A 20,157-nucleotide genomic window follows, 5' to 3' on the forward strand; every position below is an offset into this window, starting at 1 on the left:
TCTAGACCACACTACCACCAGCGGTTAACGACCGTTCAACGACCGGACCCCGCATACCCCTGCCTGCGAGGAGACCCGTCATGCGACGACTGTTCCCGATAGCCGTGGCCGCCGCGCTGGCAGCCGTGGCCTTCGTTCCCACCACGGCCAATGCTGCCCCCGCGACCGCCACATTCACGAAAGTCCAGGACTGGGGGACCGGATTCGAGGGCAAGTTCACCATCACCAACGGCACGACCAGCGCCATCAATGGCTGGACGGTGGCGTTCGACCTGCCCGCCGGATTCTCCATCACCTCGTCCTGGGACGCGGTGCGCGGCGGCAGCGGGCAGCATTTCACGTTCAGCAACCCGAGCTGGGCGCCGACCCTGCCGGCCGGCGCGAGCACCACGTTCGGGTTCAACGGCAGCCCCGGCAACTTCTCCGGCGGGGTGCTGAACTGCACATTCAACGGCGACAGCTGCAGTGGAGGGCCGAGCAATCCCGGAGCACCGACGACACCGGGGACGCCCAGCGTCACCGGCACCACGAACTCCTCGATCTCGCTGTCCTGGGGCGCGTCCAGCGGCACGGTCAGCGGGTACCGCGTCTACGAGGGCACCACGGTGCGTGCCACCGCGACCGGCACCTCGGCCACCGTCTCCGGCCTGGGCACCTGCTCGTCGCACAGCTACACCGTGGCGGCGTTCAACAGCGTCGGCGAATCGGCGAAGAGCGGCGCGGTGAGCGCCACGACCGGCGGCTGCACCACGCCGCAGGGCGGACCGGGCGCGCCCTACCTGTACCTCGGCTGGGGCAACCCGCCGAGCCCGGCCACGGTGATGAGCGCGACCGGGGTCAAGTGGTTCACGCTGGCGTTCATGCTCTCCGGCGGCGGCTGCACCCCGGCCTGGGACAGCAACCGGCCGCTGACCGGCGGCGTGGACCAGTCCACGATCAACGCGATCCGGGCGGCCGGCGGCGACGTCATCCCGTCTTTCGGCGGCTGGAGCGGCAACAAGCTCGGCCCGAACTGCTCCAGCGCGACCGCGCTCGCCGGGGCGTACCAGCAGGTCATCAACGCCTACAACCTCAAGGCGATCGACATCGACATCGAGAACACCGACGAGTTCGAGAGCGAGGTCGTGCAGGACCGCATCCTGAACGCGCTGAAGATCATCAAGCAGAACAACCCGTCGGTGAAGACCATCGTCACGTTCGGCACCACGACCAGCGGCCCCAACTTCTGGGGCACCCGGCTGATCAACCAGGCGCGGGCGCTGGCCGCGAACGTGGACGTGTTCACGATCATGCCGTTCGATTTCGGCGGCGGCGCGAACATGTTCCAGAACACGGTCAACGCCGCCGAGGGCCTCAAGAACGCGCTGAAGACCGCGTTCGGCTGGTCCGACGCGCTGGCCTACGCGCACATGGGCATATCGGGCATGAACGGACTTTCCGACCAGCAGGAGCTGACCAGCCTTGCTATCTGGACGCAGATCCGGGACTGGGCGAAGTCGCACGGCCTGGCCCGGCTGGCGTTCTGGTCGGTCAACCGCGACCGGCCGTGTCCGGGTGGCGGGGTGGTCTCCGACTGCAGCGGGATCGCCCAGAACAACTGGGATTTCACCAGAGTCACAGCAGGTTTCTGACCGGGTGAAGGTGGGGTGGCCGGCATGCTCGGCCACCCCACCTTTTGTTGTGCACCTTGCCCAATGCCAATGACTTGGTAAAGTGCAATCAGGTCCAGATATTGAACGGCTGTATTAATGGAACGATTCCAATCTGCCGATACGTGGAATTGTTCCAGTGATAACATCAATTTATTGTTGGTCAAACCTCCCTAGGGGTATAGGAATTCCACCGATTCTCGATGCACACTGGCCATGGGCGCGTGACTGCAGAATATTCGCTTAAGTCGGGGAGTGTATTGTGTTGGAGAGTGGAACTTCCACGACCAATGGTCTGGCGCCGCGGTTGCGTTCGGTCGAGGCGACGGCCATTGGGAAACTGCGCCGCATCAGCCTGCCGTTGCTGCGCCTGTCGATCGGGCTGGTGTTCGTCTGGTTCGGCGCGCTCAAGATCGCCGGCAACACCCCGGTCGGCGATTTCGTCGCCCGCACCCTGCCCTGGTTCGACCGGCACTGGGTGGTGCCGGCGCTGGGCTGGTTCGAGGTCGCGATCGGACTCGCGCTGATCTCCGGCCGGTTTCTGACCCTGGTCTGCGCGGCCCTGGTGGCGCATCTGGCCGGCACGTTCCTCTCCCTGGTCATGCAGCCGGAAGTGACGTTCCAGCACGGCAACCCGCTCATGCTCACCACCGAGGGCGAGTTCGTCATCAAGAACCTGGTGTTCATCGCGGCCGGTCTGGTGATCGCGGCGCGGTTCCACGGTCAGGAGCCCGAAGTAGACGTGGTAGCCCCACGGCGGTCAGCAGAATCAGTGCCGCCACCGGCATGATCCCGCCCACCGCCCAGACACCGAACACCAGCAGCGCCATCACCTCGGTCGCCAGCGCCGCGGCCGAGGTGACGGTCGCCCGCGCCGGCCCGGTGATCCGCTGCTGCAACCGGGAGTCGGTGACCACGACGGCCATCCGGTACAGGCCGTAGAACACCGCCACCCCGAGCAGCCCGGCCGGCAGCCGCAGCAGCCCGGTCCCGGCGAACAGCACCGCGGCCGCGCCGAGCACGGCGCCGAGCGCGGCCGGGCGGAGCCGCCCGGCCACCCCGCCGAGTGCGGCACCCGCCGCCCCGGCCAGCGGAATGCCCAGTGTCGCAACCGGAACGACGCCCTCCGGCACACCCCAGTCCGCGGCCAGCAGCGGGAAGTACTCCTCCAGTGCGTCCACTCCGGACAGCACGGCGACGGCGATCAGCGCGGCCCGCACCGCGGAACTCCCCGCCGCCTCGGCCACGCCGGCTCGCAGGGTGGCCAGGTATCCGGCGGGCTCGCCGTCCTCGTCGTCCTTGCCGTGCTGCCGGGGTGGTTCGGGCAGCCGGGTGGCGATCATGGCGGAGATCAGGCAGGAGGCCACGCTCGCCCAGGCCACCAACTGGTAGTGGCCGAGGGAGAACAGCACGGTGGCGATGCCGGCCGCGGGCAGCTGGGCCAGCAGCTCGAGCGCCTCCGAGCGGCCGTACACCGCGGGGTAGGCCGACTCGGCGCGGGCCGCCACCATGCCGTCGTAGAGCAGCGCCTCGAACGCGCCGCTGGCCAGCGCGCCGCCCACGCTCCAGATCACGAAGCCGGCCGCGAACCCGGGGAAACCGGGCGCCAGCACCCAGAGGAGGTACCCGGCGGCCTGCAGCACGCCGGCGGCCACCAGGGCGGCCCGCCGGGAGAACCGGTCGGCCAGCGCGCCGGTGGGCACCTCGGCGACGAAGCCGGTGACCGACCAGATCATGAACAGCACCGAGATCTGTGTGCCGGACAACCCGGTGTCGGCGAACAGCAACGCGTACAACGGGTACAGCGGAATGATCTCGCTGGCGGCGGACCAGGTGAGGCTCAGCCGGACGAGCCGGCGAGCCCGGGGCGGTACGGTGCGTCAAAGAAACGGCATGGCACGAGCGTATCCCGGACGCGCGGCGCCGCAATCGGTTTTGGCCGGTGCGATGAAAGCGTCGTTCCTCGCGCTGGGCGTGAGGAAAGCGTCGTTCATCGCAATTCAGGTCAGGGTGCGGCCGCCGGTGTCCACCTCGCCGCGGTCGATCAGCCAGGCCAGTGACTCACGGATGGCCTGCAGCGACGAGTACCGCGGCGCGTAGCCGAGCAGTGAGCGGGCCTTCTCGATGCTCATGTTCGGGCTGTGCGCCAGGTGCTCCCAGCTGGTCTTGGCGACCTCCGGGTCGACCCCGCCCGCCCAGCTGTCGAACGGCTCGAACCGCAGACTCGGCTCGTGCCCGAACCAGCCCGCCACCGCCTCGGCGTACCCGCGCACGGTCAGCGCCTGCGGGGACACCGCGTGGAACGCCTCGCCGGCCGCGGCCGAGCGCCGGTTCAGCGCCCGCTGGAACGCCTGGGCCACGTCGTCGGCGTGCACGTGGTGCAGCGTCTCCAGGCCGAAGTTCGGCAGCGCGACCTCCTCGCCGCGGGCCAGCGCGCCGAACAGGCCGAGGTCGAAGTTGCCGGCCGGATTGCACGGCGCCCACCCGGGTCCGACGATGTGCCCGGCGTGCAGCACGGTGGTGGGCACGCCGCCGCGCCGCGACTCGGCCAGCAGGTACTCCTCGATGGCGGACTTGGCGATGCCGTAGTCGCCGAACGGCGCGCGTGGCGCGTCCTCGGTGACCGGGACCGCGGCCAGCGGGCCGTGCACCCAGATCGTGCCGCAGTGCAGCAGCAGCCCGGTGCGCCCCCGCAGCGCCTCGGCCAGCTGCCGGGCGCTGTCCACGGTGAAGCAGACCAGGTCGATCACCGCGTCGGCGTCCAGCTCAGCCACCCGCTTGCCGAACACGCCGGCGGCGTCCTCGGCGTCCCGGTCCACCCGCACCCGCTGAACCCGTTGCCACGCCGCGTCTTCGTGGTACGGCGCGCGCTCGCCGCGAGCCAGCACGGTCACCTCGTGGCCGGCGGTCACCAGCCGCGGCACCAGGTAGCTGCCGATGTGTCCGGTCCCACCGATCACGGTCACCCGCATGGTGTCTCTCCTTTCAGCTGGCCACCGCCACAGCGTAGGAGACCCGCGAGTTCGACGCTCCAGCAACCGAGTTCGACCTTCCAGCAACTGAGTTCGACGTTCGGGACCGGTGCCCGGTCGGCGTCAGCGGGCCGGGCCGTCCTGGTCCACGGTGTTCTGGCCGGAGCCGCCGGACAGCAGATCCTGGTCGGGGCCGCCGTGGAGGGTGTCGTTGCCGGAGCCGCCGCTGATCACGTCCCGGCCGGTGCCGCCGTAGATCACGTCGTCGCCCGGGCCGCCGCTGATCAGGTCGGTGCCGTCGCCGCCGCAGATGATGTCGTCGCCGCCCTGGCCGGCGATGGCGTCGGTGCCGCCCTTTCCGTTGATCACGTCGTCGCCCGGTGTGCCGTGCAGGGCGTCGGCACGGTCGGTGCCGAGGACGGTCGGGGTGCGGCCGCCGCAGACGTCGCGCTCGTCGGTGCCGGTGACCGTGAGGTTGCGCATGCGGCCGAAGTTGTCGAAGGAGCCGAAGCCGACGCGGCCGGAGGTGAGGGTCGTGGAGGTGGCGGTCATCCGGGGCTTGGAGAGGTCGTCGACGAAGACCTCGATCCGGCCGGTCTCCACGCAGTGCGTGACCCGGACGCGGTGCCACTCGGTGTCGCGGATCGACGGTTCGGCGCCGATGTTCGGGTTGCTGTTCAGCCACTGGTCGTCGATGCGCAGCCGGTCGGCGTTGTTGACCACGAAGATCCCGTTGTGCGGGTAGATCGTGTTGTCCTGGGACAGGTGCGCGTAGTTGAACTCGGTGTCCGACCGCCAGCTGAAGATGATGATCACGTCGCGGTCGTTGCGGGTGACCGGCTCGTCGATGCGAACCTCGGCGTCGATCCGCACCGAGGCGAACTCGGGGCCGGAGAGCAGCGTGGCGTACTCGAACGGCCGGCGTGGCGGGCCCGGGTTGTCGCCCCGCTCGGCGAGGATCACCTGATCGCCGGGGAACTCCCACTTGGCCGGGTGCAGGGGCCGCCAGTTCTGCGCCGCCATCACGTTGTTCACCGTGGTACTCCCGAAACAACTGCCGGCCGGGGTGATCGGAGCTGCCGGGGTGGCGGCCGCGGGACCGGTCAATCCGGTGGCGGCCAGCGCAAGGCAGCCGAGCAGAACGAGCGGAACGCGGCGAGCCGCACGGGCGGACACGGCCATGGGCACCTCCCCGGGGGTTAGGAAAGCGTTTTCCTGTCAGCTAAGCACATGCCGTCGAGACCGACGTACCGCCGATCGGGCTAACGGCTCGAATTCATCCGATCTCTGCCATGACTGTCTGTGACATGTGGACGAACATGTCCCACTCAGGGGGACGCGAGTTTCCGGAAACCTTGGCAGGACTAGCAATTCGCCGCGCGGCACTCCTAACCTGGGGGAGTCCACTCACTCACTGATCCGAGGAGCGGAAGATGATCGAAACCCCTGAGTACGAGGTCTGGACCACTCCGGACTTCGTCGAGTACGAGACTCCGATGGAGGTCACGGCGTACGTGGCCCGGATGGAGGACTGACCGGCGGGGCGGGGGCCGGCCGCGTCCCGGTTCCCGCTCGGCCCAAACCCCTGGAGGTACGCCCTTGCCCACGGCCGACCCGCCGCTGACCGGCGCGGAGCTGGTCACGGCGCTGCGCGGACTCTCCCATCGTTACTGGGGCACCCACCCGTTCCACCGGCGCCTGCACGCCGGTGAGCTGAGCAAGGCTGAGCTGCGGCGGTGGGCGGCGAACCGCTGGTACTACCAGAGCATCCTGCCGCAGAAGGACGCGGCGATCATCGCCAACTGCCCGCTGCCCGACATCCGCCGGCAGTGGCTGCCCCGGATCGCCTACCACGACGGGTCGGCGAACGGCGACGGCGGCCGGGAGCGGTGGCTCCGGCTGTGCGAGGCGGTCGGGCTGATCCGGGACGAGGTGCTGTCCGAGCGGCACGTGCTTCCCGGTGTGCGGTTCGCCGTCGACGCCTACGTGACGTTCGCGCGCACCCGGCCCTGGCTCGAGGCGGTCGCCTCCAGCCTGACCGAGATGTTCGCCGGACACCTGATGCGCCAACGGGTTGCCGACATGCTGGCCAACTACCCGTGGATCGGCCAGGACGACCTGGCCTACTTCACCAACCGGATCGACGCGGTCTCCGGCGAGGGCAGGGATACGATCGACATCGTGGTGCGGCACTGCGTCACCCGGGCCCAGCAGGAGGCCGCGATCGCCGCGCTGTCCTTCAAGTGCGACGTCCTCTGGTCCATGCTGGACGCCATCGAACGGGGTGCATCGCATGATCCGGCCTGACTCGCGGCCGAGGCTGCGGCGCGGGGTGCGGCTCACCTACGACCGGGTGCGCGAGACGCACGTGCTGCTGTTTCCGGAGGGCGTGCTGGTGCCCAACCCCACCGCCGCGGCGGTGCTCGAGCTGTGCGACGGAGAGTCCACTGTGGAGCAGATCGTGGCCGCGCTGGCCAAGCGGTACCAAGGGGTTCGGGACGCCGACGTCACCGGCGTGCTCGACCGGTTCGGCGAGCGGCGGGTGGTCGAATGGACGTGAGCCCGCCACTGGGCCTGCTGGCCGAGCTGACGCACCGCTGCCCGCTGCACTGCCCGTACTGCTCCAACCCGCTCGACTTGGTGCGCGGCAAGGAGGAGCTCGGCACCGGGCAGTGGCTCGGCGTGCTCGACCAGGCCCGCGACCTGGGTGTGCTCCAGGTGCACATGTCCGGTGGGGAACCGCTGGCCCGCCACGACCTGGTCGAGCTGGTGGCGCGCGCCTCCGACCTCGGCTGCTACGTGAACCTGGTGACCAGCGGGCTGGGCCTGACCGAGCCGAAACTGGCGCGGCTGGCCGAGGCCGGCATCGCGCACGTCCAGCTGTCCGTGCAGGGCGCCGACACCGAGTTGGCCGACCGGATCGCCGGCACGACCGCGCACGCCCGCAAGCTCGCCGCGGCCGACGTGGTGAAGCGCTTCGACCTGCCGCTGACCGTGAACGTGGTGCTGCACCGGGCGAACCACCACCAGGTCGGGCCGCTGATCGAGCTGGCCGAGCGGCTCGGCGCGGACCGGCTGGAACTGGCCAACACCCAGTACTACGGCTGGGCCCTGCGCAACCGGGCCGCGCTGATGCCCACGCCCGAGCAGCTCGCAGCCGCGGAACCCGTTGTCCGGGCGGCAAAGGAGCGGCTGCGCGGGCGGATGGAGATCGTCTACGTGGTGTCCGACTACTACGAGGCGCACCCGAAGCCGTGCATGTACGGCTGGGGTGCGCGGCAGCTCACCGTGGCGCCCAACGGCGACGTGCTGCCCTGCCCGGCGGCGTCGGCGATCACCACGCTCGCCCTGGACAACGTCCGGGACCGGCCGCTGGCCGAGATCTGGTACGACTCCTCGTCGTTCAACGCCTTCCGCGGCGAGGACTGGATGCGCGCGCCGTGCCGGGAGTGTCCACGAAGGACGATCGACTTCGGCGGCTGCCGGTGCCAGGCGTTCCTGCTCACCGGCGACGCGGCCGCGACCGATCCGGTCTGCTCGCTCTCGCCCGACCGCCAGTTGGTCGACGCGATCCTGGCGGCGCCGGCCGACCCGCCGTTCGTCATGCGCGCCGGAGCCCCGCGGTGAGCGAGCGTGCGAGCGAACCATTCAGCACTGCCCCGGCGCCGAGCCTGCGAGGCGCCAAGGTTTGCCAGAACCGAGCTTGCGAGGTGCTGGCATGAAGGTGCTGCTGCTCGGCACCGCGGCCGGCGGCGGCTTCCCGCAGTGGAACTGCGCCTGCCGGATGTGCACCGCCGGGCTGCCGCCGCGCACCCAGGACTGCCTGGCAGTGAGCGCGGACGGTCGCGGCTGGTACCTGGTCAACGTCTCGCCGGACATCCGGACGCAGCTCCTCGGCGCCAAGCCGCTCGCCGCCGGGCCGGGGCCGCGGGACACGCCGGTGCGCGGGGCGTTCCTCACCGACGCCGAGCTGGACCACTCGCTCGGCCTGGCCATGCTCCGGGAGGGCGCCGGGCTGCGGGTCTGGGCACCGGACGCGGTGCTCACGGCGCTGCGCGCGGACTTCCCGCTGCGCGACATCGCGGCGCGGTACGGGGGCTGGGACTGGCAGCCGGCCGGTGCCGTCGAGGTGGACGGCCTGCGGGTCACCGCCGTGCCGGTCGGCAGCAAGCGACCCAGGTACGTTCGGTCCGATGTGGACGGACCGTGGGTGGTCGCCTACCGGATCGAGGACCCGGCGACCGGGGGAGTGCTGGTCTACGCGCCGTGCCTGGCCGAGTGGTCGAAGCGCTTCGACGACCTCGTCGCGGGGGCCACCTGCGTCGTGCTCGACGGCACCTTCTACTCACCCGCCGAGATGTCCGGCGCCACCGGCGGAAAACTGGACAATGTGCAACGCGCGATGGGACACATCCCGATCGCCGGGCCGGAGGGGAGCCTCGCCCGGATCGCCGCGCATCCGGGCGTCCGCTGGGTGTACACGCACCTCAACAACACCAACCCGATCCTGGACCCCGCCGGACCCGAGCACGCCGTCGTGCTCGCCGGCGGAGCGGCGGCGCCGCCGGACGGCACCGAGCTCACCCTGTAGGTCGTTGGACCATTGTCCGGACTTCGGGCGTTCGCGCACAATGTCGGGCGGGGGAGCGAAGGAGGCAGTTCGGGTGACCCCGGTGGTGCGCGACCGGCTCACGTGGGGCCTGTGGAACCTGGCCCTGGCCGGCGGTTACTACGTCGCCGCGGAGCTCGGGTTGCAACTTGCCCTGGTGCGCGGCCAGATCACTCCGCTGTGGCTGCCGACCGGCATCGCGCTCGCCTGCCTGCTGGTGCATGGCCGCCGTTGCTGGCCCGGCATCGCGCTCGGGGCGTTCCTGGTCAACCTGCCGCTCGGGCCGTCCCTGCCCGCGGTGCTGGTCATCACCGCCGGCAACACCGTCGCGCCGTTGGTCGCCTGCCTGCTGCTCGACCGGATCGGGTTCCACCACGGGATGGACCGGCTCAAGGACGCCTTCGCGCTGGTCTTCGTCGGTGCCTTCGGCGGGATGCTGATCAGTGCCACGGTCGGGGTGAGCACGCTGTGGCTGTCGGACGCCCTGCCGCCGGGAGGGTTCTGGGCCGCGTGGTCGGTGTGGTGGACCGGCGACGCGATGGGCGTGCTGGTCGTCACCCCGACGCTGCTGGTGATCAGCCGGATCCGCTGGCGCGGGCGGGTGCCGGTGCTGCGCATGACCGAGGCGGTGAGCCTGCCGCTGGCCATCGCCGGCGTCCTGGTGCTGGCGAACCAGACCCGGATGCCGCTGTTCTTCCTCGCGTTCCCGCTGCTCGTCTGGGCCGCGGTGCGGTTCCAGCTGCGCGGCGCGGCGCCGTGCGCGCTGCTCATGTCCCTCGCCGCGGCCTACGGCGCGGCCAAGGGCATAGGACCGTTCGCCCGTCTCGACGTGCTGGACAAGATGATCGCCCTGCAGGCGTTCAACGCCTCCACCGCGCTCACCGCGCTGCTGCTCGCCGCGATCACCACCCAGCGCAACGAGGCGCAGCACAGCGTGGAGCGGGCCGTCGTCCAGCTGACCGACGCGGTGGCCTCGCTGGAGCCGTACAGCCTGCTGCGGGACAGCCGGCTGGAGAACGTGCTGCGGGCGCGGGCCGCGCGGGACAAGCAGATCAGCTAGTTTCTCCGATCGTGGGCAAAGATTCCGCGGTGGAGCTCGAGGTCGGGCACCGGACGGTGCGAATCTCCAACCCGGACCGGGTGTACTTCCCGGCCCGTGGTGAGACCAAGCTCGACCTGGCCAACTACTACCTCTCCGTGGGCGACGGCATCGTCCGGGCGCTGCGCGAGCGGCCGTGCATGCTGCACCGCTTCCCGTCCGGTGTGTCCGGTGACAAGGTGCACCAGAAGCGCGTGCCGCACGGCGCGCCGCCGTGGCTGTCGACCGTGCGCGTGCACTTCCCGCGCTACGGCCGGCACGCCGACGAACTGTGCGTCACCGAGCTCGCCCACGTGATCTGGGCGGTGCAGATGTCCACTGTGGAGTTCCACCCGTGGAACTCCCGGCGCGCCGACACGGAGCAGCCGGACGAGTGGCGGATCGACCTGGATCCCATGCCGCAGTGCGGTTTCGACACCGTCCGCCGGGTCGCCCACGTGGCCCACGAGATCCTCGACGAGCTGGGCGCGGTCGGCTGGCCGAAGACCTCCGGCGGCCACGGCATGCACATCTACGTCCGGATCAAACCCGACTGGGGATTCTCCGACGTCCGCCGCGCCGCCCTCGCCTTCGCCCGCGAAGTGGAACGCCGCGCCCCCGACGACGTCACCACCACCTGGTGGCGCAAGGACCGCGATCCCACCATGCTCTTCGTCGACTACAACCAGAACGCCCGCGACCACACGATCGCCAGCGCCTACTCGGTCCGCGGCAACCCCGAGGGCACCGTCTCCACCCCGATCACCTGGTCCGAAGTAGACGACGTCGACCTGCGCGAGTTCACCATCGCCACCGTCCCCGACCGCTTCGCCAAACTCGGCGACCTCCACGAAGGCATCGACGACGCGGTGTTCTCGCTGGAGCCCCTGCTGGAGTGGGCCGACCGCGACGAACGCGAAGGCGCCCAGGACCCCGGCGAGGACGCCTGACCCGGCGTGTTTGCGCCTGGCGTAGCCATGTTGGCTGCTGGCGTCGGCATGTTGGCTCGTGGCGCGAACGTGTCGGTGGGCTGGCCCGCGTGGCAGGCCAATACAACGACGTGAGGCGCCAACACAACGACGTGAGAGGCCAACACGCGGGGTTTAGGGGTCGAGCATGGTGAGGGCGGCGTGCAGGATGGTCGGCTCGTCGAGCAGGACGTGATGGGCGGCGGGGCCGAGGGGGATGAAGCTGTCTTCGCTGGTGACGCGGCGGATGGCACCGGGGAAGCCGGCGTCGGTGAGGGCGGTGATCACGGCTTCGGAGACGCCGCCGGTGCGGCGGGTTTCGTCGACGATGAGCACGCGGCCGGTGGCGGCGGCTGCTTGGAGGAGGTCGTCGACCGGGAGGGGGGCGAGCCAGCGCAGGTCGAGGACGCGGCAGTCGACGGCGCGGTCGGCCAGGCGGCGGGCCACGCGGAGGCTCATCGGGACCCCGTTGGCGAAGCTGACCAGGGTGAGGTCGGTGCCGGTGCCGTACACGCGGGCGCGGCCGAGGGGGACGGGGTCGCCGCCGGCGGGGGCCAGCCATTGGCCGTCGCCCTCGGTGTGCAGGTCGCGGGTGTGGTAGAGGGCGATGGGCTCGAGGAACACGCAGACCCGGCCGTCCAGTTTGGACGCTGTGGCGCAGGTGCGGAGCATGGCGGCGGCGTCGTCGGCGCGGGACGGGGAGGCGATCACCAGGCCGGGGATGTCGCGGAGCGCGGCGACCGCGTTGTCGTTGTGGAAGTGGCCACCGAAGCCCTTCTGATAGCCGTAGCCGGCGATCCGGATGATCATGGGGTTGGTGTACCGGCCGGTCGAGAAGAACCGCAGGGTGGCGGCTTCGCCGCGGATCTGGTCGGCGGCGTTGTGCAGGTAGGCCAGGTACTGGATCTCGGCGACCGGCAGGAAGCCGCACAGTGCGGTGCCGAGCGCCGTGCCGAGGATGCTCTGCTCGTCCAGCAGCGTGTCGAAAACCCTTGCCGCGCCGAACTTCTTGAGCAGGCCGCGGGTGACGCCGTAGACGCCGCCCTTGCGTGCCACGTCCTCGCCGAACACCAGCACGTCCGGGTGCTCGGCCAGCAGGTCGGCCAGCGCCCGGTTGACGCCCTGGGCCAGGGTGAGCCGGTCGGAGCTGACCGGAACGGTGACCGGCGGCGGCTCCCGGTGCACCAGCGGCGCCATCACCTCCGCCGCGCTCGCGAGCTTCGGGGACGCCGCGGCCTGTTCGGCGAGCGTGGCCACCTCCGCCCGCTTCTCCTCGTACCGCAGCAGAATCTCGGCCGGTGTCAGCAATCCCCGTTCCACCAGCATGATCGCGGTACGGAGCACCGGGTCGCGGCGCCGGTCGGCCTCGAGCTCGGCCGGCTCGCGGTACGCACTCTCCACATCGGACCCCGCGTGGCCGAGCAACCGCACCATCGTCAGGTGCAGGAACGCGGGCGCCCGGTTGGCCCGCACCCACTCGGCGGCCTCGGCGGCGACCCGCGCCGTGTCGGGCAGGTCGGTGCCGTCGGCGGCGAAGTACCGCAGGCCGGATTGTCCTGAGTAGACACTCTGGATCCAGCCCGGCGGGGTGCGCACGCTGATGCCGATCCCGTTGTCCTCGCATACGAACAGCAGCGGCAGCGGGAGCTTCTGGTATGCGCAGTGCCGGGCCGAGTTGAACGCGCCCAGCGCGGTCGAGTGGTTCACCGAGGCGTCGCCGAAGCTGGCCAGCACGACGGCGTCGGCCGGCCACGGGCAGGCGAGGCCGAGCCGGGCGGCGCGCTCGAGGCCGAACGCCAGACCCACCGCGCGCGGCAGGTGTGAGGCGATCGTCGAGGTCTGCGGGATGATCGAGAGCGCGCGGTGGCCGAACACCTTGTGCCGCCCGCCGGCGATCGGCTCGGCGGCCGCGGCGGTCACCCCCAGCAGTACGTCCAGCAGCGGTGTGCTGCCCGGCACCTGGCGGGCCCGCTCCAGGTAGAACGCCCCGGAACGGTAGTGCAGCAGCGCCGGGTCCGTCGGGCGCAGCGCCGCCGCCACCGCGGCGTTGCCCTCGTGGCCCGAGGAACCGATGGTGTAGTAACCCTTTCCGGCCGCGCCCAGGTCCCGTGCGGCCAGATCCAGGTGCCGGCTGCCGAGTTGGGCGTCGAACAGCTCCAGGCAGCGGGCGCCGGTCAGCGAGCCGTCAACCGGAAGGCCCGGATCCCGGCGCTCCCGTGGGGAAAGCGCCGCCACCGTGTCCAGGAAATAGCCGTCGATCGGCTCGGCCATCGCCGGTCAGTCCTCTGTAGACAGCCGGTAGCCCAGGTCCGGCTCGACGGTAGCCACGTCCAGCTGCGCCTTCTGCAGCCGGCCGGAGAAGTCCCAGTTCATCGCCTGCCAGCGGGTGAACTGGTCGAGCACCCACATGCCGGACTGCCGGCTGCCGTTGCCGGACCGGCCGTTGCCGCCGAACGGCAGGTGCGCCTCGGCGCCGGAGGTGGAGTTGTTCACGCTGACCATGCCGGCGCCCACGCCCTGCCGGAACCGGAAGGCGCTGGCCGGATCGGTGGTGTAGATCGACGACGACAGCCCGTAGCCCGGCGCGTTCGCCAGCTCGATCGCCCCGTCCAGGGTGCGGTACGTGGTCACGCCGACGATCGGGCCGAACGTCTCCTCGGTGAAGATCCGGTCGTCCGGCCGCACCCCGTCCAGCACCACCGGGTGGTAGTACAGGCCGCCGTCCCCGGTGAACCCGTTGCGCGGGTTGCCCGTGGTGATCCGGCCGGTGCCGGTGGAGCCGAGAACCGTGTGGTGGTCGCCGACCCAGCCGAGCACGTCCTCGTAGGAGCTGGCGAACTTCGCGTCCAGCATGGGGCCGTAGAGCACGTCGCCGGTGGGGTCGCCGACCGCCGCCGAGCGCACCGCGGCGTCGAAGCGGCTCAGGAACTCGTCGTGCACGTCCTCGTGGACGATCACCGTGCCGAGCGAGGTGCAGCGCTGGCCGGCGGTGCCGAACCCGGAGAACAGCGCGCCCTCCACGGCCAGGTCGAGCTCGGCGTCCGGGGTGATCACCATCGGGTTCTTGCCGCCCAGCTCCAGGCAGGGCGACTGCAGGTACCGCCCGCACAGCTCGCCGATCCGGGTGCCCACCGCGCTGGAGCCGGTGAAGCCCACCTTGTCCACCAAACCCGCGGCCAGCGCCGCGCCCAGACCGTCGAAAGTGGACTGTCCACTGGCGGCGACCAGGTTGAGCACGCCGGTGGGCAGGCCGGCCCGCCAGGCCAGCTCGGCCAGGGCCAGGGCGCTCGCCGAGGCGTACTCGGCCGGCTTCCACACCACGGCGTTGCCGCACAGCAGCGCGGGCACCAGGTACCAGGCCGGCACCGCGACCGGGAAGTTGCCGGCGGTGATCACCGCGGCCACCCCGACCGGCACCCGGAACGTGAACAGCTGCTTGTCCGGCATCTCCGAGGGCACGGTCTGGCCGTAGAGCCGGCGGCCCTCGCCGAGGAAGAAGTCGCAGGTGTCCACGATTTCCTGGACCTCACCGCGGGCCTCGGCCAGCGGTTTGCCGATCTCCCTGGTCACCAGCCGGGCCAGGGTCTCGGCGTTGGCCTCGACCAGCCGCCCGAGCGCCGCGACCGCCCGGCCGCGCACCGGGGCTGGCACCGCGGCCCACTCCCGCTGCGCCCGCCGGCCCGACTCCGCCGCCTGTCGAAGCGCTTCGGCGCCGGCCAGCCGCACGGCGGCCACCACGTCGTCGAGCCTCGCGGGGTTGCGGGACAGGTACTCCTCGCCGCCGTCGAGCGGCTTGCCGTCGATCACCGAGCTCATCGTCCGCACCCGCCCACCGTACTGCCCGCCCGCGGACCACCGGCGCCCCAACGGGCAGCGGTCGGCCGCGATCGGGCGCCGGGAGTACTCCGCCGGGCGGCGCGCCCTCTGGTTTCCCGGAGCGGCAGGGAGCCGCCGAAACCTGTGGGAGTGATGTCTCAATGAACGTTCGGACACTTCGTCGCGGCGTGCTGGTGCTGGCCGGGGTGGCCACGCTGGCACTGGCGCCGGCGACGGTCGCCCAGGCCGGGCCGGAGAAAGCGCCGGCGCCATCGGACGGGATCGTCATGGTCAATGGTGCCGGCAAGACCATCACGGTGCCCAGAACCGTGCTGACCCAAGGAAAGTCCTCGTCCGCGGGCAGCTCGGGCAACGGGCTCGCCGGCAAGCCGGCGGACAAGACGAAGCCCGGCGGCTTCTCGGCCGACTCGGTGATCGGCACGGACGACCGGGTCCAGGAGTCCGACCCGTACGGCTACCCGTGGCGGGCGATCGCGCACCTGTCCACCAACCAGGGCGGCTGCACCGGGTTCATGCTCAGCCGCGACGTGCTGGTGACCGCGGGCCACTGCGTCTACCACGGCGGCTGGGTCACCAGCTACCGCGTGGCGCCCGGCAAGAACGGCAGCGCCGAGCCCTACGGGTCGTGCAGCGGCGGCATCGCCGACGTGTGGACCACGTACAACTACATCAGCACCGGCTCGGTGGACTACGACTACGGCCTGATCAAGCTCACCTGCGACATCGGCAACACGGTCGGCTGGTTCGGCTGGTGGTACAACACCGGCGAGAACCTGGTGAACCAGTACTTCTACGTCGAGGGCTACCCGGGCGACAAGCCGTACGGGACGAACTGGTGGGACGGCGACTACTCGACCCAGCAGACCGCCACCCGGCTGTTCTACTGGAACGACACCGCGCCGGGGCAGAGCGGTTCGCCGATCTACCACTACAACTCCGTGACTCCGGGCCTGTGCGGCGGCTGGTGCGTCACCGGCATCCACACCACCGGCGTGTGGGACACCGCCTACAACAGCGGCACCCGGTTCAACCCGGACGTCATGTCCTTCATCAACTACTGGGTCAGCCAGCCCTGATCCGCACCCCAGTCGTCGGGCCCCGGCTTCATCCACTCCGGGGCCCGGCCTTTTTCATGTGCGGCGTTCAATGGTTACCCACTTCGCGGCCGCTTCTGGAGTCCACCACCAGGGCTGAGCCCACGTGGACCATGTGCTCGCCCAGTCGGAACCCTTCCTCCGGACCCGGGGGTATCCCATCGACAGCTTCGGCCACCAGCCTCCGCTCGACAAAGTTATGGAGGTGCAGGCTGAGCTTGCAGAGTTCGGCGGTCAGGTGGGCGTCAATATCCTGGTACGCAGCACGGAGGGCGTCTCCTAATCAGCTCCGGCCCGCACGCCTCCGCAGCTGCACCGCTACCGCTCTCAGGAATCACACCAGCCCTCCTCGCAAGGCCCAACCAGTTGATGGCGCGAAGGACTCCTCAGGGCAACGCGGCCGCGTCCTGGGCCTGCTCCTGTACACGTCGGGCGTCCATATCGGCGAGGGCTTCGACGGCCAGAGCTATGAACCTCCTGAGCGCCTCGGCATCGAAAATGAAATCGAAGCTGTGCGATCCTCTGCCGAAGGTGAACTCCACCTCATCGCTGGCGCTGACGCTGTGCTTCATTGGGCAGCCTGCCCGGGCACTGGCCCAACTGGTTACCTTGAACAGCTCGAACATGACCTCTTTGCACTTCCGTTGTCCCGTGGGTGGCACCCAGGCCAGGTGCCTTGTGAATCACGAAACCAGCAAGCGAGGACAGTGAGTAACCCTGTGTGCGCCGCTGGCACACCCTTAATCACCAGGAGTTATGCTCGATACGCCCGCTGACCACCGAGCACCGTGAGGCGTGAACGACGACATGGCAAGGGAACCGGATGCCATCGCCGAGTTGCGGCGCTCGCTCGGTACGCAGCTTGCTACCTTCCGCCTAGCGGTCGAGGTAACCCAGGGCCAGCTCGCCAAGATCGCCATCTGCGACCGCACCACCATCAATCACATCGAGAAGGGGCGAGCCAGAGCAGACGAACGATTCTGGCGGGCGGTAGATGCTGCCTGCGACGCTGGCGGAGCCCTTGTTGCCGCCTTCCTGGAACTGGAGGCCGCCAAGGTTGAGCATGAGCAGCGGGAGCGTGAACAGCGCCTGGCATCGGTTCGGGCCAAGGCGGCTGCACTTCGTGGTCTGCCAGGTCTGGCACCCACCCATGGGCACGGTGGCGGTGTCGATCGGGTTGATATGCCGGAGCTGGAGGGGCTTCGCCGGGCGCTGCTGGGCCATCAACCGGATCGTGAGCGACTCTCGCCACGAGAGGCAGTGCCGAGTCCTACGCAGCTTGAAGCAGGCGTCCACCAAGCGCATCAGTTGTACCAAAGTGCTGACTATGACGGTGCTGCTCGATTGCTGCCACTGGTCATAAATCGCATCGAAGGAGCACATCCGAGCGTCAATATCCCCATGCACATCACGGCCGCTGCCTACCTCGCTGCTGCCAAATTGGCGACCAAGGTGGGAGATAGTAGCCTCGCGTGGGTGGCGGCCGACCGCACTTTGCGGCTTGCCCGGGAGACAAACCGCTTCGGGCTTATCGGCATTGCTCAGTACCAAGTCGCCTGTGCCTTGCTGGGAAGTGGCCATCTCGCCGACGCCGAACAGACTGCCGTCCAAGCGGTGGAGCACGTTGCCAGGCGCGTGACCTCTGTTCAACCGAGCATTGAGGATAGTATCTCCGCCCATGGTGCACTTTTGTTGCTCTTGGCAGTCACCGCGGCGCGCCGCGGCGATGGTCAAGCCGCCAGGAAAAACTTGCATACTGCTGCACGGCTGGCTGAACGGCTCGGCCAAGACGGCAATTGGCTATGGACGGCGTTCGGCCCAACGAACATCGTCATCCATGAACTCGCGGTGCATGTTGCACTTGGCGATTCACGCACAGCCTTGCAGCTTGGCGAGCGTATTGACACCGATGGATTACCGGCCGTACTGCGTGGTCGGCGTTCACAGGTACATCTGGAGTTGGGATGGGCCTCGGCAGGGCAAGGTGACGACAGTTTGGCGGTCTTGCATCTTCTGGAAGCCGAGCGCGTTGCCAAGCAAACCGTTTCTCGAAACGCCACCGCTCGAGCACTGTTGACCACTTTGTTGGCTCGCGAACGCAAAAGTGCCACTCCTGGTTTGCGTGCTCTTGCAGCCAGGGCCGGAGTTGCGCCATGACAGGATCGCCACGGCCAACACGAGTACTGTATCTGGTCGTCTGCGCCGCACCGCCTGCTCAAGCAGTCGGTGAACTAGTTGAACTTCTACAGGAACAAGACCGGACAGTTTGCGTGATTGCCACCCCGCGTGCCGCTGGTTGGATTGACGGCGCTGCACTCGCTGAGCAGACCGGGTATCCTGTGCGTCACGACTACAAACAGCCGGGCACCCCGGAAACGTTGCCCTTGGCTGATGCCATCTTAGTTGTCCCCGCGACGTTCAATACGATAAATAAGTGGGTGGCTGGTGTTAGCGATACCTTCGCATTGGGGCTGATGAATGAAGCCATAGGACTCAAACTTCCGATTACTGTGGTGCCGTACGTCAAGTCCAGCCTTGCGGCCCATCCGACATTCGAGCGAAACCTGCGCACGCTGGGTGAGTGGGGCGTGATTGTGCTGCCGAATGAGGTCATACGGATGAAATCCGCCGAATACTCCTTCGATTGGCGCCGGGTGGTGGACGCACTTCACAACGAACAAGCCGCAGAGTGAGCACGGCTGGCCCTACGCCTACTTGTGGCAGCAAGTGGCTGATGTGACACATGTGGCTGATGGTATGGTCAGCGATGCGATGAATGACTCATTCAGTGCGCCAGCCGCAGTGAATGAGTCATTCATCGCAGGCTTCGGCAGAGGTCAGGCGGTCCAGGGCATGATGGGCCGGTGCGGGCGGTGATCTACGAGGAGTTCGGTCAGCTGCCGGAGGTGCGCGAGGTCCCGGACCCGGCGCCGTCCCGGCTCGGAGCGGTGATCGGGGTCGAGGCCACCGGGTTGTGCCGCAGCGACTGGCACGGCTGGCAGGGGCACGACCCGGACATCCGGCCGCCGCACGTGCCCGGGCACGAGCTGGCCGGAATCGTTGCGGCGGTGGGGGATCGGGTGACCCGCTGGCGGCCCGGGGATCGGGTCACGGTGCCGTTCATCTGTGCCTGCGGGACCTGTGCCGCCTGTGCGCGCGGCGCCCAGCAGGTGTGCGAGCGGCAGACTCAACCCGGGTTCACGCACTGGGGCTCGTTCGCCGAGTATGTGCTGATCGAGCACGCGGACGTGAACCTGGTCGGCATCCCGGAGTCGCTGCCGTTCGGCACCGCGGCGAGCCTGGGCTGCCGGTTCGCCACGGCGTTCCGGGCGGTGGTGACGCAGGGCCGGGTGGCGCCGGGGGAGTGGGTCGCGGTGCACGGCTGCGGCGGCGTCGGGCTCTCCGCGGTCATGGTCGCGGCGGCCGCCGGCGCGCGTGTCGTCGCGGTGGACATCGCCGCGCCGGCCCTCGACCTGGCCGGCACGCTGGGCGCCGAGGTGTGCCTGGACGGCTCGACCGGCGACACCGCATCGTCCATTGTGGACCTGACCGGCGGCGGCGCACACCTGTCGCTGGACGCGCTGGGCAGCCCGGCCACGGCTGCGGCGTCGGTCAACTGCCTGCGCCGGCACGGCCGGCACCTCCAGGTCGGCCTGCTGCCCGTGGACCCGCCGCTGCCGATGGCCCGGGTGATCGCCTACGAGCTCACCATCCTCGGCAGCCACGGCATGCCCGCGCACGCCTACCCGCCGATGCTCGACCTGGTCACGTCCGGGGTGCTGCGGCCGGACCTCCTGGTGACCCGGACGATCGGCCTCGACGCCGCACCGGAAGCCTTGGTGGCCATGGGTTCCGCGCCCGGCAGCGGCGTGACGATCATCGAGCCGTGCTCTTCAGCTCGGGAATGTTGGCCATAGTCCTGGGTCGCCTCGCGCGGCGGGTCACCAGGA

At 69.6% G+C, this 20,157-nt stretch carries 19 protein-coding genes; 13 read left to right on the plus strand and 6 right to left on the minus strand.

What is annotated here, in order from left to right; translation table 11 throughout:
• The first annotated feature begins 80 nt into the window (after positions 1 to 80).
• Positions 81 to 1,631 (plus strand): cellulose binding domain-containing protein, encoded by a 1,551-nt coding sequence (locus VGR06_RS38225; RefSeq protein WP_327564110.1) that lies wholly within the window; start codon positions 81 to 83, stop codon positions 1,629 to 1,631.
• Between the two features lie 283 nt (positions 1,632 to 1,914).
• The gene (locus VGR06_RS38230; RefSeq protein WP_327564111.1) at positions 1,915 to 2,439 is read left to right on the plus strand and encodes a hypothetical protein; all 525 of its coding nucleotides are present in this window, start codon (positions 1,915 to 1,917) and stop codon (positions 2,437 to 2,439) included.
• Here VGR06_RS38230 and VGR06_RS38235 read toward each other — a convergent pair.
• The 3 genes from VGR06_RS38235 to VGR06_RS38245 form a co-directional block, all read right to left on the minus strand.
• Entirely contained in the window at positions 2,333 to 3,445 is a 1,113-nt protein-coding gene (locus VGR06_RS38235; protein WP_327564112.1) for an MFS transporter, read from the minus strand. The two genes, VGR06_RS38230 and VGR06_RS38235, sit on opposite strands and share 107 nt — an antisense overlap.
• A 204-nt stretch (positions 3,446 to 3,649) precedes the next feature.
• Positions 3,650 to 4,621 (minus strand): NAD-dependent epimerase/dehydratase family protein, encoded by a 972-nt coding sequence (locus tag VGR06_RS38240; RefSeq protein WP_327564113.1) that lies wholly within the window; start codon positions 4,619 to 4,621, stop codon positions 3,650 to 3,652.
• A gap of 123 nt (positions 4,622 to 4,744) precedes the next feature.
• The gene (locus tag VGR06_RS38245) at positions 4,745 to 5,803 is read right to left on the minus strand and encodes a calcium-binding protein (RefSeq protein ID WP_327564114.1); all 1,059 of its coding nucleotides are present in this window, start codon (positions 5,801 to 5,803) and stop codon (positions 4,745 to 4,747) included.
• A 251-nt stretch (positions 5,804 to 6,054) separates the two neighbouring features.
• Between VGR06_RS38245 and pqqA the strand changes: the two genes are divergently transcribed.
• The 7 genes from pqqA (at position 6,055) to ligD (ending at position 11,258) form a co-directional block, all read left to right on the plus strand.
• A complete protein-coding gene (pqqA, locus tag VGR06_RS38250) occupies positions 6,055 to 6,156 on the plus strand; it encodes a pyrroloquinoline quinone precursor peptide PqqA (protein ID WP_327564115.1) in 102 nt (33 codons plus the stop codon).
• 64 nt (positions 6,157 to 6,220) lie between these two features.
• On the plus strand, positions 6,221 to 6,928 hold the full coding sequence (pqqC, locus tag VGR06_RS38255; RefSeq protein WP_327564116.1) for a pyrroloquinoline-quinone synthase PqqC: 708 nt from the start codon (positions 6,221 to 6,223) through the stop codon (positions 6,926 to 6,928).
• Positions 6,915 to 7,181 carry a pyrroloquinoline quinone biosynthesis peptide chaperone PqqD gene (gene pqqD / locus VGR06_RS38260; RefSeq protein WP_327564117.1) on the plus strand — a complete coding sequence of 89 codons (267 nt, stop codon included), beginning with the start codon at positions 6,915 to 6,917 and terminating at the stop codon, positions 7,179 to 7,181. The genes pqqC and pqqD overlap by 14 nt, the downstream gene beginning before the upstream one ends.
• Entirely contained in the window at positions 7,172 to 8,248 is a 1,077-nt protein-coding gene (pqqE, locus tag VGR06_RS38265) for a pyrroloquinoline quinone biosynthesis protein PqqE (protein WP_327564118.1), read from the plus strand. The genes pqqD and pqqE overlap by 10 nt, the downstream gene beginning before the upstream one ends.
• A 91-nt stretch (positions 8,249 to 8,339) precedes the next feature.
• Complete coding sequence (gene pqqB, locus VGR06_RS38270; RefSeq protein ID WP_327564119.1) at positions 8,340 to 9,212, plus strand: pyrroloquinoline quinone biosynthesis protein PqqB; 873 nt, start codon at positions 8,340 to 8,342, stop codon at positions 9,210 to 9,212.
• Positions 9,213 to 9,285: 73 nt separating this feature from the next.
• Positions 9,286 to 10,290 (plus strand): MASE1 domain-containing protein, encoded by a 1,005-nt coding sequence (locus tag VGR06_RS38275; RefSeq protein ID WP_327564120.1) that lies wholly within the window; start codon positions 9,286 to 9,288, stop codon positions 10,288 to 10,290.
• Between the two features lie 11 nt (positions 10,291 to 10,301).
• Complete coding sequence (ligD, locus tag VGR06_RS38280; protein WP_327564121.1) at positions 10,302 to 11,258, plus strand: non-homologous end-joining DNA ligase; 957 nt, start codon at positions 10,302 to 10,304, stop codon at positions 11,256 to 11,258.
• 153 nt (positions 11,259 to 11,411) lie between these two features.
• Here ligD and VGR06_RS38285 read toward each other — a convergent pair whose 3' ends face one another.
• On the minus strand, positions 11,412 to 13,547 hold the full coding sequence (locus tag VGR06_RS38285) for a thiamine pyrophosphate-dependent enzyme (RefSeq protein ID WP_327564122.1): 2,136 nt from the start codon (positions 13,545 to 13,547) through the stop codon (positions 11,412 to 11,414).
• Between the two features lie 6 nt (positions 13,548 to 13,553).
• Positions 13,554 to 15,092, minus strand: coding sequence for an aldehyde dehydrogenase family protein (locus VGR06_RS38290; protein WP_327564189.1), 1,539 nt, complete (start codon positions 15,090 to 15,092; stop codon positions 13,554 to 13,556).
• A 161-nt stretch (positions 15,093 to 15,253) separates the two neighbouring features.
• Between VGR06_RS38290 and VGR06_RS38295 the strand changes: the two genes are divergently transcribed.
• Complete coding sequence (locus VGR06_RS38295) at positions 15,254 to 16,189, plus strand: serine protease (protein ID WP_327564123.1); 936 nt, start codon at positions 15,254 to 15,256, stop codon at positions 16,187 to 16,189.
• A 404-nt stretch (positions 16,190 to 16,593) separates the two neighbouring features.
• Here VGR06_RS38295 and VGR06_RS38300 read toward each other — a convergent pair whose 3' ends face one another.
• Positions 16,594 to 16,833 carry a hypothetical protein gene (locus VGR06_RS38300; protein ID WP_327564124.1) on the minus strand — a complete coding sequence of 80 codons (240 nt, stop codon included), beginning with the start codon at positions 16,831 to 16,833 and terminating at the stop codon, positions 16,594 to 16,596.
• Positions 16,834 to 17,002: 169 nt separating this feature from the next.
• Between VGR06_RS38300 and VGR06_RS38305 the strand changes: the two genes are divergently transcribed.
• From VGR06_RS38305 to VGR06_RS38315, 3 genes are all read left to right on the plus strand, one after another.
• Complete coding sequence (locus VGR06_RS38305; protein ID WP_327564125.1) at positions 17,003 to 18,364, plus strand: helix-turn-helix transcriptional regulator; 1,362 nt, start codon at positions 17,003 to 17,005, stop codon at positions 18,362 to 18,364.
• A complete protein-coding gene (locus VGR06_RS38310) occupies positions 18,361 to 18,900 on the plus strand; it encodes a flavoprotein (RefSeq protein ID WP_327564126.1) in 540 nt (179 codons plus the stop codon). Before VGR06_RS38305 ends, VGR06_RS38310 begins: the two co-directional genes overlap by 4 nt.
• Before the next feature lie 171 nt (positions 18,901 to 19,071).
• On the plus strand, positions 19,072 to 20,124 hold the full coding sequence (locus VGR06_RS38315) for a zinc-dependent alcohol dehydrogenase family protein (protein ID WP_327564127.1): 1,053 nt from the start codon (positions 19,072 to 19,074) through the stop codon (positions 20,122 to 20,124).
• Positions 20,125 to 20,157: the final 33 nt, after the last annotated feature.

Source organism: Actinophytocola sp. (assembly GCF_036002505.1).
Classification (GTDB): Bacteria; Actinomycetota; Actinomycetes; order Mycobacteriales; family Pseudonocardiaceae; genus DASYTH01.